The following is a 15,847-nucleotide window of genomic DNA, read 5'->3' on the forward strand; positions in this document are numbered from 1 at the left end:
TTTTGTGAATTTGGTCGGCAAACCTTTCATTCACTCTAACTTGGAGACTTTTTCTTGTCTACTCCGCCCCTCGCTATAAGCTCTTTTTCTCCCCCGGCATAGCCGGGGGTTGCCTTTGTCAAGACAATACAAGAAAATGCGGTCCCGCACAATAGCGGGACCGCATTTTTATATAGGCCGCGCATACATATTATGTGAAGAGGGCGGTATGGATGCAGTTATCAAAAAAATGGAATGCCCGTGTTCATAAATTGTTAATATACATATTGACGGATGGCATATTTTGTGGTATCTTTTGAACATTAAACTGATAGAGTTCTTGAGGAGGAGCTTTGTTGGCTTAAACGATTTAGAGAAAGGGAGAATGTTAATGTACAACTTTATGCTCGCGTTCGTTATCTGCGGCATCGTGTATTTCATCGGTGAAGCAGTTTCGAACCTGACGAAGGCATGGGTCCCCTCTGTTTTCGTCACCGCAGCCGTAATGCTGGTAGGCTATTGGACGATCTTTCCTACCACGCTGGTCAGCGATTCTATGCTGATTCCTTTCGGCAGCACCGTTGGTATTTACCTGCTGATCACCCACATGGGTACCGTTATTTCCGTTAAGCAGTTGGTCGCTCAGTGGAAGACCATCGTGGTCTGCCTTGCCGGCCTTGCCGGTATGTGCGCCCTCTGCTTGGGCATCCTGCCCGGCATCATTGGCCGTGACTTCGTCATTGCCGGTCTGCCTCCTCTGACCGGCGGCATCGTGGCTGCTACGACTATGATGAATGCTGCAAACGAAAAGGGCCTTACCGAGGCTGCCGTGTTCGCCATCACCATGTACTGCGTGCAGGGCTTTGCCGGTTATCCCCTCACCGCTGTCTGCCTCCAGTTGGAGGGCAAGAAGCTGCTGAAGGGCTATCGTTCCGGCGAGCTGAAGATCGAGGGTGCTGCCGACGGCGTTGACGCTGTCAACGGCAAGCTGGAGGATGGCACCGCCAAGGCTGCCAAGAAGAAGTTGCTGCCCCCGGTTCCCGCTAACTGGAACAGCACCGTCGTCATGCTGATGAAGCTGGGCTTCGTTGGCTGGCTCGCCACGCAGTTGGGTTCCATCGTGATCCCCGTTATCAACATGAAGATCAGCGGCGCTGTGTATGCCCTGATTCTGGGTATTATCTTCACTACGATCGGCTTCCTTGATGAGAACGTTCTGAACAAAGGCAACTCCTACGGCATCATCATGTTCGCTCTGATGATGTATGTGTTCGATGGTCTGAAGGACTGCACCCCCGATATGCTGGCCAGCATCATCGGCCCCATGATCCTCCTGATCGTTGTGGGTGTTGCCGGCATGGCTGTCCTGTGCTTCATTGTTGCAAAGGTCCTGAAGATGTCCTTCCTGCTCTCTTTTGCCACTGCACTGACCGCTCTGTACGGCTTCCCGCCCAACGCCGTCATCACGGAGGCTACCTGCACCGCTCTGGCCAAGACTCCCGAGGAGAAGGAGTTCCTGATGAGCAAGATGTTCCCGCCCATGATCGTCGGCGGCTTCACCACGGTCACGATCACGTCCGTGATTATCGCCGGTGTCTTCGCTGGAATGCTGTAAAAAATAGTTTTCCCTGCAAAAGCTGCTCGGCGATTCGCTGAGCAGTTTTTTTAAAAAAGCCTTGCATCTTGTGAGATGACAGGTATAATTGATTTATAAAATTTAGAAAGGAACCTGCATTATGGATATCAAAGCATTGGCTGACAAGTATAATGACTACATCATTGAGCGCCGCCGCTATTACCATACCTGCCCGGAGCTGTCCAATGAGGAGAAGGAGACCCGTGCTTCTCTGCATAAGGACCTCGAGGCTATGGGCATCACGGACATCAAGGAAATGGAACACTGCTACGGCATGATCGCCACCATCCACGGCGGCAAGCCGGGTAAGACGGTTGCTCTGCGCGCCGATATTGATGGCCTCTCCGTGAAAGAGGAAACCGGCCTGCCTTTTGCTTCCAAGCATGAGGGCAAGATGCACGCCTGCGGTCATGATAACCACATGGCCATGCTGCTGGGCACCGCAAAGATTCTCAACGATGTGAAGGACGAGCTCTGTGGTGATGTGCGTCTGGTGTTCCAGCCCGCAGAGGAGGTTGCTACCGGCGCTCTGGATATGATGAAGGAAAACGCCATGGACGGTGTGAGCGCCATTTACGGTGTCCATGTCTGGGGTGCCTATGATGCGCCCCACATTGCGTTCCCCATTGGCAACATCATGGCCTGCTGCCACAAGTTTGTCATTGAGGTGGAGGGCAAGTCCTCTCACGCCTCCGCTCCCCACAACGGCATTGACGCCGTGATGGTGTCCAGTTCCATTCTGCAGTCCATTCAGCAGCTTGTTTCCCGTATGAATGATCCGCTCAATCCTCTGGTCATCACGGTGGGCACGGTCAACGCCGGCAACCGCTGGAACGTGCTGGCCGGTCATGCCACGCTGGAGGGAACTGTCCGTACCTTCCTGAAGGGCACGCAGGTGGAGGACGAGCTGCGTAAGCTCGTGGAGTGCACCGCTGCCGCGTTCGGCGCCAAGGCTACCATGACCTATACCTACATGACCGAGCCTGTTATCAATGATAATGAGCAGCTCAACCGCATCGCACGCGAGGCTGTTACTAAGCTGTACGGCAAGGATACCCTTGTTGAAATCCCGCCGATGATGGGCAGCGAGGACTTCTCTTGGTTCGGCAAGGACGGTCTGCCTTATATTTATGGCTTCGTCGCCAGCCACAACAAGGATTGGGACTATATGTACAGCAACCACCACGAGAAGTACGATGTTGTGGAGGATATCCTGCATCGCGGTGCTGCCGTGGCGGCCCAGTTCGCTGTTGACTATCTGACCGAGACCGCGCAGTAAGGGCAGGGGAGTAGCTCTATGGATATCAAAGCATTGGCACAGGAGGCAGCGCCCTATATTGTGGATCGCCGCCACTATTATCACCAGCACCCGGAGCTGACCTGCGAGGAAAAGGAGACCCGGGCGCATATCCATCAGGATCTGGTGGACATGGGAATCACCGATATTCGGGATATGAAGACCTGCTATGGCCTCGTGGCCACCATTCACGGCGGCAAGCCCGGCAAGACCATTGGCCTGCGGACCGATACCGACGCGCTGAGCTTTCAGGAGGAGACGGGCCTGCCGTTTGCCTCCTGTGAGCCGGGAAAGATGCACGCCTGCGGCCACGATACGCATATCGCCATGCTGCTGGGTGCTGCGAAGATTTTGCAGGAGCACCGGGACGAGCTCTGCGGCGATGTCCGTTTGATCGTTCAGCCTGCCGAGGAGCACGTGATGGGCTCCAAGCAGATGATCGCAGAGGGCGCACTGGAGGGCGTGGACGCTATTTTCGGCCAGCACGTTTGGGGCACGTTGGATATGCCCTATATTGATGTGACTGCCGGTCCCCGTATGGCCTATTCCGGCCGCTTCACAGTGGAGGTCCACGGTGAGTCCTCCCACGCTTCTGCACCGCACATGGGCAAGGATGCCATCACCGGCGCTGCTGCCATCATCAATAATCTGCAGCAGTATGTTTCCCGCGAGAGTGATCCGCTGGATCCTGTGGTGCTGACCATTGGCACCATTTCTGGCGGTAACCGCTACAATGCCATCGCCAACTATGTGACGATGGAGGGCGTCACCCGGGCGTACTTCCTCGATAAGCACGAGGAGGCCATGCGCCGCATCGTGGAGAATACCGCCAAGGGCCTCGGCATGACTGCGGAGCTGAAGTATGCTCATGTGGTGAACCCAGTCATCAATGATGACGATGACCTGACGGAGATTGCACAGAACGCCGTGAAGAAGCTCTTTGGCGAGGAAACGCTCTACCATATGCCGCCGATGATGGGCAGCGAGGATTTTGCAAACTATGCCGCAGAGATTCCCGCTGTGTTTGGCTTTATCGGCTGCCGGGACGAGGCGAATGGCATGGTGTACTGCAACCACCACGAGAAATTCGATGTAAACGAAACGCTGCTGCCTAAGGGTACCGCTTTGATGGCGCAGTTTGCCGTTGACTATCTGGCTGCGAACGCGAAGTAATTTGACTGTCAGGAGCGGCATCCTACCGATGCCGCTCCTGCTTTATTTGAGGGATACCTATGAATGTTTTAGAAACAGCAAAACAGGCGGAGGGCTATATCCTTGACCGCCGGCGCTATTATCATCAGCACCCGGAGCTTTCCGGGCAGGAAAAGAACACCAGTGAGCAGTTGGTACGGGATTTGGAAGCCCTTGGCATCACGGAGATTCACCACATGAAGAACTGCTATGGACTGACTGCGGTGATTCGCGGCAGCAAGCCGGGCAAGCTGCTGGGAATCCGCTCTGATATGGACGCACTGCCAATTCGTGAAGAGACGGGCCTGCCGTTTGCTTCTCAGAACGAGGGCGTTATGCACGCCTGCGGTCACGATTCCCACATGGCGATTTTGCTGGGTGCGGCCAAAATATTGCAGGCCCACCGCGATGAGCTCTGCGGCGGCGTGAAGCTGATTTTCCAGCCATCCGAGGAAAATGCCAGCGGGGCAAAGTGGATGGCGGCCGAGCACGCGGCAGACGATGTGGACGCCCTGCTGGGCGCTCACGTATGGGGGACGCTGGACGCGCCGCTCATTGATGTGAGCGCGGGGAACCGCATGGCGGGTGCGGATTTATTTTCCATTGATGTCAATGGTCGTTCCTCCCACGGCGGTGAGCCGCATCTGGGAATGGACGCGATCTCCATTGGCTGCGCCATCGTCAACAATTTGCAGCAGTGCGTTTCCAGAATGAACGATCCGCTGCACCCGGAGGTGCTGACCATCGGTGAGTTTGCCGGTGGTCCCCAGTTCAACGTGATCTCTGACCACGTATGGATGCAGGGCACAACCCGTTACTTTACCAGAACGCCTCAGATCGAGGGCCAGATGCGCCGAATCATTGAGCAGACAGCGGCATCCTTCGGCGCGGAGGCAACGCTGAATTATGAGTATAAGTCTCCCGCCGTGGTCAACAGCGATTCGCTGATGAACCGCGTGGCCCATGACACGGTAGTCAAGCTCTTTGGAAACGAGGCCCTTGGCAATCTGCCGCCGATGATGGGCGGCGAGGACTTTGCACAACTGGTGCCGGCGGGTACGCCGACATTCTTTGCCTTTATCGGCAGCCGCAATGCCGAAAAGGGCATTACGCATACCAACCATCAGGCTCAGTATACTGTGGATGAGGATATTCTGGTTCGCGGCGCGGCCTTTGAGGCGCAGTTCGCGTTGGATTATCTTGCGAATGCGTAAAGGTTGTGCGGCGCACTGCTCCGACTTATCAAACAAAAAGGCCCTTTCGGTTATGCCGAAAGGGGCTTTTCCTATTGGAATGAATCAGGTCTTGCTTGCATAGCGGTTAGAATTATATTATAATAAAAATACTATGTAAAAAAGTAAAGGAACGTGACCATGTTCAAGGTATTGAAAACAGAGGGGAAAGCGCGGCGCGGCGAATTTTCCTGTGCCCACGGCGGCACGGTGCAGACACCGGTATTCATGAATGTCGGTACACAGGCGGCTATCAAGGGCGGCGTGTCGGCACTGGACCTGAAGGCGGTCGGCTGTCAAATCGAGCTGTCTAACACCTATCACCTTCATCTGCGGCCCGGCGACAAGGTGGTGCGCCAGATGGGCGGCCTCCATAAATTTATGAATTGGGATGGCCCGATTCTGACGGACTCCGGCGGCTTTCAGGTGTTTTCGCTGGCCTCTCTGCGGAAGATCAAGGAGGAGGGCGTCACCTTTGCCAGCCATATTGACGGACATCGTATTTTCATGGGACCGGAGGAGTCCATGCAGATTCAATCGAATCTTGGCAGCGACATTGCCATGGCCTTTGATGAATGTGTGGAAAATCCGGCTCGTTACGAGTACGCCAAGGCGTCGGTAGCGCGGACGCTTCGATGGCTCCAGCGCTGCAAGGTGGAGCATGACCGGCTCAACAGCCTGCCAGATACCGTTAATCCACAGCAAATGCTGTTTGGCATCAATCAGGGCGCAACCTTTGCCGACCTCCGGGCATGGCATATGCAGGAGATCGCCAAGCTGGACTGCGATGGCTACGCCATCGGCGGATTGGCAGTAGGGGAGCCTGCGGAGGTCATGTATGAGATGATCGATGTTGTGGAGCCGTATGCTCCCAAGGAAAAACCTCGCTATCTGATGGGCGTCGGTACGCCCAGCAACATTATCGAGGCGGTGAGCCGGGGCGTGGATTTCTTCGACTGTGTGATGCCCTCCCGCAATGGCCGCCATGGCAAGCTGTTTACGTGGGAAGGCACCGTAAATATCATGAATGAAAAGTATATCACGGATGAACGCCCTATCAGCGAGAGCTGCGGCTGCCCGGTGTGCCGCAGCCATTCCAGAGCCTATCTGCGGCATCTGTTCAAGGCGGATGAGGTTCTGGCACTGCGGCTTGCGGTGCTGCATAACCTCTGGTTTTATAATGAACTGATGGCCAAAATTCGGGAGGCATTGGATCAGGGCTGCTTTGCACAGTTCCGGGAGCGGTACAGCGGAAAGCTGGAAAAGCGGGCATGATCTGCGGCTGAGCGAAAAAGACTTGCAAATAGTGGTATCTTTGGTATAATAGCATTATCTGATTTTTTCGAAGGAGATTTTGAGGACATGGATCAAAGCATTATTCTGCTGGTAGTGATGTTCGCGGCGCTGTATTTCTTTATGATTCGCCCGGAGAACAAGCGTAAAAAGCAGGCACAGGCTATGCGTGACGGACTGAAGAAGGGCGATGTGATCACCAGCATCGGCGGCATTGTCGGTAAGATCGTAATGGTCAATCCCAACACCATCATCATTGAGACCAGCGAGGATCGGGTCCGCATGGAGCTGACCAAGTGGGCAGTGTCTCAGGTGGGTGTCCAGACCGGCGATATGCCTGCTGCCGAGAAGAAGGACAAGAAAGCTGAAAAGGCTGAGAAGAAGGACGAGACTCCTGCTGTGGAGGCTCCCACGGCTGAGGCTGCCGAGGAAAAGAAAGACTAAAGAAAGTCCAAACAACGTCATAAGCGATCCCTCCACCGGAATATGCTGTTAGTGAAGCATATTTCGGAGGAGGGATTATTTTATGTCCGAAAAAAGACCACTGCAATGGAAGGGAATATTGCTGAGTCTGTGCCTGACACTTGCGCTCTATGGAGGCGGAATTTTGCTGCTGACGCTGTTGACGGTGCGCGGTGTTCTGGGCGAGGAACAACTATTTTTAACGTTGGCGATTGGGGCGGCTTGCGCCTCGCTTATTGGCGGCATGATGGCAGGGAAGCGAGTCGGCGCTGCAGGCAGCCTGCTGAATGCGGGGCTGACCGTGGTTGTGTTATTGCTGCTCTGCCTGCTCAACTGGGAGGGTCCGACAGGGAAGGGTATCATTTTGCTGGGCGCAGTCCTGCTGGGCGGTGTACTGGCAGCCCTGCCAAATCGCGGCCGGAAAAAACGCAGCGGAAAGCGATTGGTAAAATCTAACAAAAAGAAGCGCCCACACTGAAATGGGCGAAAAGGAAGGAAAACGGCGTCGAATAGCGGCGGCACGCAAATGTAGCGCGGTATGATGCTGTATAGACACTATATCTTGCAGTTCTTGTTGTCAAAGCGGGCACTTACCACTCGATTTTACGAAGTTTACATAATGCGGTTTACATAACATTTTGGCATAATTTACAAAAAGAGGCTTTTTAAGGAAAACGCCTTGCGAAATTCTGTAATTTGAACTATAGTTTAGAAGAAGAGTTTTACGTCAACCAAACATAAATCTTGTCCCATGTGCATACCTTGGGATGAGGTGATGCGGGTTGAAACGGCTACGGGCAGAGAAAACGCCCAACTGGCGATACAGCTTGCTGCTGACAGTCTTTTTCCTGTTAGGAACGGCGGCGGGCTGTCTGTATGCGGGACAAACCGCCGGAAAAACGGGTTCGGAGTTGTCTGTGTATCTGAAGGATTATTTGTCCCTTGCAGGCCGGCATACATTAACTGCTTCTGGCATTTGTTCCATGTCGGCGGCATATGTACGCAGTCCCTTATTTGCTTTGCTTTGCGGCTTCAGTTGGGTTGGAACCGGACTTTTGCCGATAGGGGCACTGCTGACCGGGTTCTTTCCGGGATATGCGGCGGGCTGCCTGTTTGCCGCGTTCGGCGGACAAGGGATTTTGCTGGCACTGGGGCTTTTCGGACTGCGCTGCTTTGTAACAGTCACCTGCTTTTTTTTGCTGGCCGTTCCGGCGTGGCAGTCCTCAGTAGAGCTGTTTCAAATGTCCTTTGGGAGAGGGCATTCCTTTACGGCGGTTTATGGCCATCGCTGGTGGCTTCGTTTGGCGTGTGTGGCCGGGGCAATCTGCTTTGGGATTCTTTTGGATATCCGATTGTCGTCGGGGCTGCTCCGTTTGCTGTTGGCAAACGGAATTTAGGGAGAGAGGAGTTGACAGGTATGGATGACATCGCTGCGTTCGGGGCGTATTTGTCCGACGAAAAGAAGTCCTCACAAAATACGGTCAGCTCTTATCTGCGGGACACGACTCAGTTTGCCGAGTACCTCCATAACCGTTATGGGAAAAATCTTCGTCAGGCGGAGCGTGAGCACGTACAGGGCTATATGGACTGGATGCTGGGCCGGGGAAAATCGGCCGCGTCTGTAACGCGCTTTTTGGCCTCAATCAAATCTTTCTATAGTTATATGGTGGCCAGCGGTGAGATGAAAAGCAGTCCCGCGCAGGGTGTGGCCGCTGCCAAGGTGGAGCGGAAATATCCGGAGATTTTAACGGCCAGAGAGGTAGAGCTGTTTTTGGAGCAGCCGGAATGTGTGGACGCCAAGGGCTTTCGGGATCATGCCATGCTTGAGCTGCTGTATGCCACAGGCATCCGGGTCAGTGAGCTTATTGCCCTAAACATCGGCGATTTAAATTTGGCGGCGGGCTTTGTCCGTTGCTCCAATGGCAAAAAGGAGCGCATTATCCCGCTCTATCACGGGGCGATTCGAGCGCTTCAGGATTATATCAAGGGGATTCGGCCCCAGCTCATCGCGGACACCGAGGAAACGGCGCTGTTCGTCAATATGAACGGTGAACGCATGAGCCGGCAGGGCTTCTGGAAGATCATTAAGCACTATCAGGAGAAGGCAGGCATTCAAAAGGATATTACGCCCCACACCCTGCGCCATTCATTTGCGGTGCATCTGTTGGAAAACGGTGCAGACCTCCGGGCCATTCAGGAAATGCTGGGTCATGCGGATATTTCTTCCACCCAGATCTATACCCATGTGATCAAAAACCAACTGAAGGATGTATATCAGAAGGCGCATCCAAGAGCGTAAAAACCGGCAGGCTGATGGCGCTGCCGGTTTTTTGCGCTCTTTTAAAAAAATTATTGTTATGGGAAAACAAAATGACAAGCTCCTGCGTCTAATAGATAAAAGAGAGTAAAGGAGGGGAGGCTGTGGACCAACAGGAATTTGCTACCCGGGCGGAAGCAATCAAGGCGCGGCTGTACCGAACGGCTTACTTGTATCTGGGAAGCGAGGCAGACGCGCTGGACGCGGTTTCCGAAGCAATCTGCCGTGCGTTGCAAGGACTCAAGCACCTGCGGCAGCCGGAGCTGTTTGAAACATGGATTACCCGTATCCTGATCAACACCTGCAGCAGCGAGTTGCGCCGCCGGAGCTTTTTTCATCTCGGCGGAGAGGACGCGCTGCCGGATTCTGCCGGGCCGGACGCCTATGAGCATCTGCCGCTGAAGGAGGCGATACGCCGCTTGCCGGAGGAGCTACGAAGCGTGGTGATTCTGCGCTTTTTCTCCGGATATACGCAGGCGGAGACCGCCGCCGCGCTGAACATTCCGCAGGGAACCGCGGCCACCCGCCAGAAACGGGCGCTGGCCTTGCTGAAATTGGAACTGGGAGAGGAGGGACAGGCATGAACCGCATGGATGAGTACACCGCCCTGTTGGCGGAGCTGGAACAGACCCCGGAAGCACTGAATGATACGGTAAGCAAAGCACTGGATAGGAAAAATGCTTTACAGAAAAAACGGCGGATTTTAAGGACCTCCCTTGGCGGTTTTGCGGCTTGCTTTGCGGCGTTTGTGCTGCTGGTGAACCTGTCGATGCCGTTTGCAAGAGCCTGCGGCCGTATTCCGGTCCTTTCGGCCTTGGCAAAGGCGGTAAGCTGGTCGCCCAGTCTGTCCGCCGCCGTGGAAAACGATTATGTACAGCCCATGGAGCTGTCACAGTTTCAAAACGGGATTACTGCCCGTGTCGAGTATCTGATTGTGGATCGAAAGCAGGTGGATGTGTTTTTCTCTATCGCGTCCGATGAATATCAACATCTGGACTTGGACCATCCGAAGCTGACGGTGCCGGGGGAACAGGGAGGATATTCCACAGCCCTCAGCAGCTACGGTGTGGAAAACGGTGACCTAATCGATTTTCAAATCAACTTTGTAGACCGGGATGTGCCGGACCATTTGACCATGACCTTCGGCGTGTACGATGAAAAGGACCAATATGATGAAAGCGGCGCGCCTATACCGGAACAGGCTTTCGGAGATTACGGCGATGAATTGCTGTCTGACAGCCAGAAAGAAAAGCATGAAATTCTGGCCACCTTTACCTTTGAACTGGAATTTGATCCCACATATACTGCCAAGGGTACGGTCATTAATGTGGGAGAGACATTCCTGTTGGACGGCCAATCCGTAACGCTGACGGAGGCGGAGATCTATCCCACCCACCTGCGGCTGAACTTCGACTATGACCCCGCCAACACCGCATGGCTGACGGAGCTGAATTTCTATCTGGAAAACGAGCGGGGAGAGAGGTTCAACGGCATCGTCAACGGCATTTCCGCCACCGGAAACCCGGACGATCCCTCCACGGATTCCGTCTGGCTGGACAGCCCCTATTTCTCTACAGGGGAACACCTGACCCTCCACGTCACCGGGGCTTCCTGGATCGACAAGGGACAGGAGCGGGTGAAGGTAGATCTGGCAAAGGGCACGATCGAGAACCCACCCCAAGGCGTCCGACTGGAATGGGCGGAGAAGCGAAATGCCGGCTGGGTGGTGTCTTTCAGCGCCGGGTATCGCTGGGAGAAAACGATGCATTACCAGATCTGGAAAAGCTGCTTCTATGACGAGGACGGCACGGCCCATGACATCAATCAGCGGGGAGTATCCAGCTCGCCCATGATCTTGGGCGAAATCTCCGGCGCGGAGCTGGAATCTTACGAGGCCGCCGAAAAAGCCGCGAAAGAGGAGGGGCGGTACTTTGAGACCTTTGGCCTGAAGGACTGCGCGGCGGACTGCGTGTGGCTGGAGCCCTGCTGGACCCGGATCACCGACAGCACCGCAGAGATAGTCATCAAATGAATAAACGAAAGCGTGCGCGGTTATCCGCGCACGCTTTTTACCGAGCCGCATAGGCTGGAAAGGAAAGGGGGCGTCCGCCTTGCGCTTTGCGCTCTATGACCGGCGGGCCGCCGTATTGTACGCGCACCGCTGGGCGTATGGCAGAAATCCGGCCTTTTATGACTACGAGGGATTAGGGGGAGACTGTACCAATTTTGCATCCCAGTGCATTTATGCCGGCAGCGGTGTGATGAACTTTACGCCGACCTTTGGGTGGTATTACATTGACTCGAGCCAAAAAGCGCCGGCATGGACCGGCGTGCCGTACCTCTATAATTTTCTTACGCGCGGAGAGCGCTCTGCGGGACCGGTGGCCCGCCCCTGTGACATGGAAGATGTGCGTCCCGGCGACGTGATACAGCTTTCCTTTGATGGGGAGAGCTTTCGCCATACACCGGTGGTTGTGGCTGTGGGGCGTCCGGCATCGGCGGAGAATATCCTCATCGCGGCCCACAGCTATGATGCGGATGACCGGCCTCTATCCACCTATGAATATAAGGACATCCGCTTCTTGAAGATATACGGCGTCTGGAAGCCGTAAGCGGGGAAAATGGGTTGACATTTCCGCAGCGATACGCTACAATGAGCACATTACAGCAATGAAACGGAGAAGTATGCGGATACGTTCTGCCAAGAGAGCCCCTGTTGATGGTGGAAAGGGGAGAGAGCGGCCGCTGAAATACACCGTGGAGCTGGCACCTGAACGGCTATGGCCAAGTAGGCGTGCTCCGGGTGCGCCCGTTACCGCGCTGCCGTGTGTTGGCACGGCGTGAGGCCGGTTTCCGTGAGGAAACGGCGAATCAGAGGTGGTACCGCGTATTTACGCCCTCTGTCCCAAGGGACAGGGGGCTTTATTTTATCTCTGTCCGAAATGAAATTGGAAAAGGAGAAAAACAATGCAGATTTATGAGGAACTGAAGGCCCGCAAGCTGATTGCTCAGGTCACGGATGAGGAGGAAATTCGGGAGCTGGTGAACAACGGCAAAGCCGTGTTTTACATTGGCTTTGACCCCACGGCCGATTCTCTCCATGTGGGACACTTTATGGCGCTGTGCCTGATGAAGCGGCTCCAGATGGCGGGCAACCGCCCGATCGCATTGATTGGCGGCGGCACCGGCTATATCGGCGACCCCTCCGGCCGGACGGATATGCGTTCCATGATGACCCCGGAGACGATTCAGCACAACTGTGACTGTTTCAAAAAGCAGATGGAACGGTTCATTGAGTTTGGCGACGGCAAGGCTATGATGCTCAATAATGCGGACTGGCTGCTGAAGCTGAACTATATCGACCTGCTGCGGGAGGTGGGCGCCTGCTTCTCTGTGAACAATATGCTCCGGGCCAAGTGCTATGAGCAGCGGATGGAAAAGGGCCTCAGCTTTTTGGAGTTCAACTATATGATTATGCAGTCCTATGACTTTTATCATATGTTCCAGACGGTTGGCTGCAATATGCAGTTCGGCGGTGATGACCAGTGGAGCAATATGCTGGGCGGCACGGAGCTGATTCGCCGCAAGCTGGGCAAGGATGCCTACGCCATGACCATCACGCTTCTGCTGAACAGCGAGGGCAAGAAGATGGGCAAGACCGCCAGCGGCGCCGTTTGGCTGGACCCCAACAAGACCACGCCCTTTGATTTTTACCAGTATTGGCGGAATGTGGGCGATGCCGACGTGCTCAAGTGCATCCGGATGCTGACGTTCCTGCCTCTGGAGCAGATTGACGCCATGGACAAGTGGGAGGGCAGTCAACTGAATCAGGCCAAGGAGCTTTTGGCCTATGAGCTGACGAAGCTGGTCCACGGCGAGGCTGAGGCTGACAAGGCACAGGAGGCTGCCCGTGCTCTGTTCGGCGGCAGCGGCAGCAGTGAGAATATGCCTGCGACCCAGTTGCCGGAGGCACGGTTTACCAATGGAAAAATTAACGCCATTGATTTGCTGGTGGCCTGCGGGCTGTGCAGCTCCAATGGTGAGGCACGGCGTCTGATTCAGCAGGGCGGCGCAGCGGTCAACGATCAGAAGGTGACCTCCATTGATGTGACATTTGACCAGGAGCAGTTTGCCGGTGACGGTGTGGTCATCAAAAAGGGTAAAAAGGTATTCCATCGGGCCTATACCGCTTGATTTGACAAAAAACAGAAAAATGTTGCAAAAACCGCCCTGCCCGTTATCGGGCAGGGCGGTTTTCCTGGGAAAAAATAAGGCTAATTGCTTTCAGGCAGCAAATTCCATGCGGAAAGTGCCAGCTTGATTTTTTCGGTGCTGGCAGCCGTGGGAGGACAAAGCGGCAGGCGGAGTTCTCCGGCCTCCAGTCCCATGAGATTCAGCGCAGTCTTGACAGGAATGGGATTTACCTCGCAGAACAGTGCGTCGCAGAGGGGCTTCAGCTTTAGTTGCAGCTTTCCGGCGGAGGCAAAGTCGTTAGCGAGGCAGAGTGCTGTCAGGCGGCACATTTCGGCAGGGAGGACATTGGACGCCACGGAGATAACACCGGCACCGCCCAGCATACAGATGGCGGCGGTCTCATCATCGTTGCCGGACCAGATGGAAAAATCCTCCGGGCAGAGCCGCATGGTCTTTTGCAGTTGACTGAGGCTGCCGGAGGCTTCTTTTGCACCGGCAATATTAGGATGCTGCGCCAACTCCGCATAGGTCTCCGGCTGAATATTGACCCCGGTGCGGGAGGGTACATTATAAAGGATCATAGGCGTGGAAACAGAATCGGCAATGGCCTGGTAATGCCGCAGAAGGCCCTGCTGGGTAGCCTTATTATAGTAGGGGGTCACCATCAGCAGCCCGTCTGCCCCCAAGCGTTCCGCAGCCTTGGCGTTTTCACGGGCGACTTCTGTGGAATTGGCCCCGGCACCCGCAATGACGGGGATGCGGCCTGCAACACGGTCGATACAGTATTGTATCGTTTCCAGCCGCTCCTTTTGTGTCATAGTGGCCGCCTCTCCGGTAGTGCCGCAGACAATGATGGCGTGGACACCTCCCGCAAGCTGGCGGTCGATCAGCCTGCCGAAAGCGGGGAAGTTGACCGCACCGTTTTTAAAGGGCGTGACAATGGCGGTTCCAACACCTGTAAAGAGAGCTTGCTTCATAGCGTTCAATCTCCTTCCAATCACTGATGATCCTATAAAAAGCGGATGTCAACACCTTGACATCCGCTTTTGTAGCTATATAGTTCTTTTCCTTTACAGCTTTTGAATATAACATTTTGCACAGAGAAGCTCAGCCAACAGTACCGCTCCGCCGGCAGCGCCGCGCAGCGTGTTGTGAGAGAGGCAGACAAATTTATAGTCATACTGCGTGTCAGGCCGCAGGCGCCCGATGGATACGGCCATGCCGTGCTCCAGATTACGGTCCAGTCTGGTCTGCGGACGGTTTTCTTCCGCAAAATAGTGCAGGAACTGCTTGGGGGCGGAGGGGAGCTCCAGCTCCTGTGCCGGGCCGCGGAAGGCGGCCCAATCGGCTTTGATCTGCTCCATGGAGGGCGTGTGACCGTCCTTGAATTTCATAAAGACCGCGGCCATGTGCCCGTCCTGACAGGCGACCCGGAAGCACTGGGCGGTGATAGAAGGACCCTGCGCCTTGACGATTTTATCTCCCTCGATATGTCCCCAGAGCTTCAGCGGCTCCAGCTCACTTTTTTCCTCCTCACCGCCGATGTACGGAATCACATTATCCACCATTTCCGGCCAAGTGGCAAAGGTTTTACCGGCACCGGAAATGGCCTGATAGGTACAGACCAGAGCGCGGTCAAGCCCGTATTTCATCAAGGGGTGGAGCGCGGGGACATAGCTTTGCAGGGAGCAGTTGGACTTCACCGCGATAAATCCGCGCTTTGTGCCAAGGCGTCTGCGCTGCGCGTCAATAATAGCGATGTGGTCGGCATTGATCTCCGGCACGACCATAGGAACGTCATCAGTCCAGCGATGGGCGGAATTATTGGAAACAATGGGACATTCCAGCTTGGCGTAGCGCTCCTCCAATGCCCGGATCTCTTCCTTTTTCATATCCACGGCGCAGAAACAGAAATCCACGGAGGCAGCCAGCTTTTCCGCATCGGCCTCGGCGTCCAGTACCCGAATGTCCTTTGCCTCCTCCGGACAGGGGATGTCCAGAGACCAGCGGCTGCCAACGGCCTCCCAATAGGTTTTGCCAGCGCTTTTGGCGCTGGCGGCAACAGCGGTGAGCCGGAACCACGGATGGTTTTCCAGCAGTGTGACAAAGCGCTGACCCACCATACCGGTGGCGCCAATGACGCCTACTTTAAATTTTTCTTTGTTTGTCATAAAAAGCTCCCTTCCGATGCCTGTTCAAAAATCAGCGAATGCGGTTGAATATAGGGCAAAGCTGTATTATAATAC

Annotated in this window: 15 protein-coding genes and 1 other annotated feature; of the genes, 13 read left to right on the plus strand and 2 right to left on the minus strand. The window is 54.8% G+C overall.

The window, feature by feature from the left end; all coding sequences use genetic code 11:
• Nucleotides 1-370 precede the first annotated feature (370 nt).
• The 13 genes from PY311_RS04330 (at nt 371) to tyrS (ending at nt 13,601) form a co-directional block, all read left to right on the plus strand.
• Complete coding sequence (locus tag PY311_RS04330; protein WP_286147432.1) at nt 371-1,594, plus strand: hypothetical protein; 1,224 nt, start codon at nt 371-373, stop codon at nt 1,592-1,594.
• A 121-nt stretch (nt 1,595-1,715) separates the two neighbouring features.
• Nucleotides 1,716-2,894 carry an amidohydrolase gene (locus tag PY311_RS04335; protein ID WP_286147433.1) on the plus strand — a complete coding sequence of 393 codons (1,179 nt, stop codon included), beginning with the start codon at nt 1,716-1,718 and terminating at the stop codon, nt 2,892-2,894.
• An 18-nt stretch (nt 2,895-2,912) separates the two neighbouring features.
• On the plus strand, nt 2,913-4,085 hold the full coding sequence (locus tag PY311_RS04340) for an amidohydrolase (RefSeq protein WP_286147434.1): 1,173 nt from the start codon (nt 2,913-2,915) through the stop codon (nt 4,083-4,085).
• A gap of 59 nt (nt 4,086-4,144) precedes the next feature.
• Nucleotides 4,145-5,317 carry an amidohydrolase gene (locus tag PY311_RS04345; protein WP_286147435.1) on the plus strand — a complete coding sequence of 391 codons (1,173 nt, stop codon included), beginning with the start codon at nt 4,145-4,147 and terminating at the stop codon, nt 5,315-5,317.
• A gap of 159 nt (nt 5,318-5,476) precedes the next feature.
• Nucleotides 5,477-6,610, plus strand: a complete 1,134-nt coding sequence (gene tgt, locus PY311_RS04350) for a tRNA guanosine(34) transglycosylase Tgt (RefSeq protein WP_286147436.1) — start codon at nt 5,477-5,479, stop codon at nt 6,608-6,610.
• A gap of 87 nt (nt 6,611-6,697) precedes the next feature.
• Entirely contained in the window at nt 6,698-7,072 is a 375-nt protein-coding gene (gene yajC / locus PY311_RS04355; RefSeq protein ID WP_273482344.1) for a preprotein translocase subunit YajC, read from the plus strand.
• A gap of 163 nt (nt 7,073-7,235) precedes the next feature.
• Nucleotides 7,236-7,568 carry a hypothetical protein gene (locus PY311_RS04360; RefSeq protein WP_286147437.1) on the plus strand — a complete coding sequence of 111 codons (333 nt, stop codon included), beginning with the start codon at nt 7,236-7,238 and terminating at the stop codon, nt 7,566-7,568.
• Between the two features lie 349 nt (nt 7,569-7,917).
• A complete protein-coding gene (locus PY311_RS04365) occupies nt 7,918-8,487 on the plus strand; it encodes a hypothetical protein (protein ID WP_286147438.1) in 570 nt (189 codons plus the stop codon).
• Between the two features lie 20 nt (nt 8,488-8,507).
• Nucleotides 8,508-9,389 carry a site-specific tyrosine recombinase XerD gene (gene xerD, locus PY311_RS04370; RefSeq protein ID WP_273482392.1) on the plus strand — a complete coding sequence of 294 codons (882 nt, stop codon included), beginning with the start codon at nt 8,508-8,510 and terminating at the stop codon, nt 9,387-9,389.
• Between the two features lie 122 nt (nt 9,390-9,511).
• A complete protein-coding gene (locus PY311_RS04375; protein WP_286147439.1) occupies nt 9,512-9,991 on the plus strand; it encodes a sigma-70 family RNA polymerase sigma factor in 480 nt (159 codons plus the stop codon).
• Nucleotides 9,988-11,439, plus strand: coding sequence for a DUF4179 domain-containing protein (locus PY311_RS04380; protein WP_286147440.1), 1,452 nt, complete (start codon nt 9,988-9,990; stop codon nt 11,437-11,439). Before PY311_RS04375 ends, PY311_RS04380 begins: the two co-directional genes overlap by 4 nt.
• A 79-nt stretch (nt 11,440-11,518) precedes the next feature.
• Nucleotides 11,519-12,019, plus strand: coding sequence for an amidase domain-containing protein (locus PY311_RS04385; protein ID WP_286147441.1), 501 nt, complete (start codon nt 11,519-11,521; stop codon nt 12,017-12,019).
• A 49-nt stretch (nt 12,020-12,068) separates the two neighbouring features.
• Nucleotides 12,069-12,311: a binding site (T-box leader), on the plus strand.
• A gap of 63 nt (nt 12,312-12,374) precedes the next feature.
• Nucleotides 12,375-13,601 carry a tyrosine--tRNA ligase gene (tyrS, locus tag PY311_RS04390; RefSeq protein WP_286147442.1) on the plus strand — a complete coding sequence of 409 codons (1,227 nt, stop codon included), beginning with the start codon at nt 12,375-12,377 and terminating at the stop codon, nt 13,599-13,601.
• An 80-nt stretch (nt 13,602-13,681) separates the two neighbouring features.
• On the opposite strand, the gene dapA is transcribed toward tyrS, so the two are convergent.
• Both dapA and asd read right to left on the minus strand, forming a co-directional pair.
• Nucleotides 13,682-14,578: a 4-hydroxy-tetrahydrodipicolinate synthase gene (dapA, locus tag PY311_RS04395; protein ID WP_286147443.1), complete on the minus strand. Its 897-nt coding sequence runs from the start codon at nt 14,576-14,578 to the stop codon at nt 13,682-13,684.
• Nucleotides 14,579-14,671: 93 nt separating this feature from the next.
• A complete protein-coding gene (asd, locus tag PY311_RS04400; RefSeq protein ID WP_286147444.1) occupies nt 14,672-15,772 on the minus strand; it encodes an aspartate-semialdehyde dehydrogenase in 1,101 nt (366 codons plus the stop codon).
• Between the last annotated feature and the right edge of the window lie 75 nt (nt 15,773-15,847).

The sequence above is a fragment of the Neopoerus faecalis genome, assembly GCF_029218125.1.
GTDB lineage: Bacteria > Bacillota > Clostridia > Oscillospirales > Oscillospiraceae > Oscillibacter > Oscillibacter faecalis_A.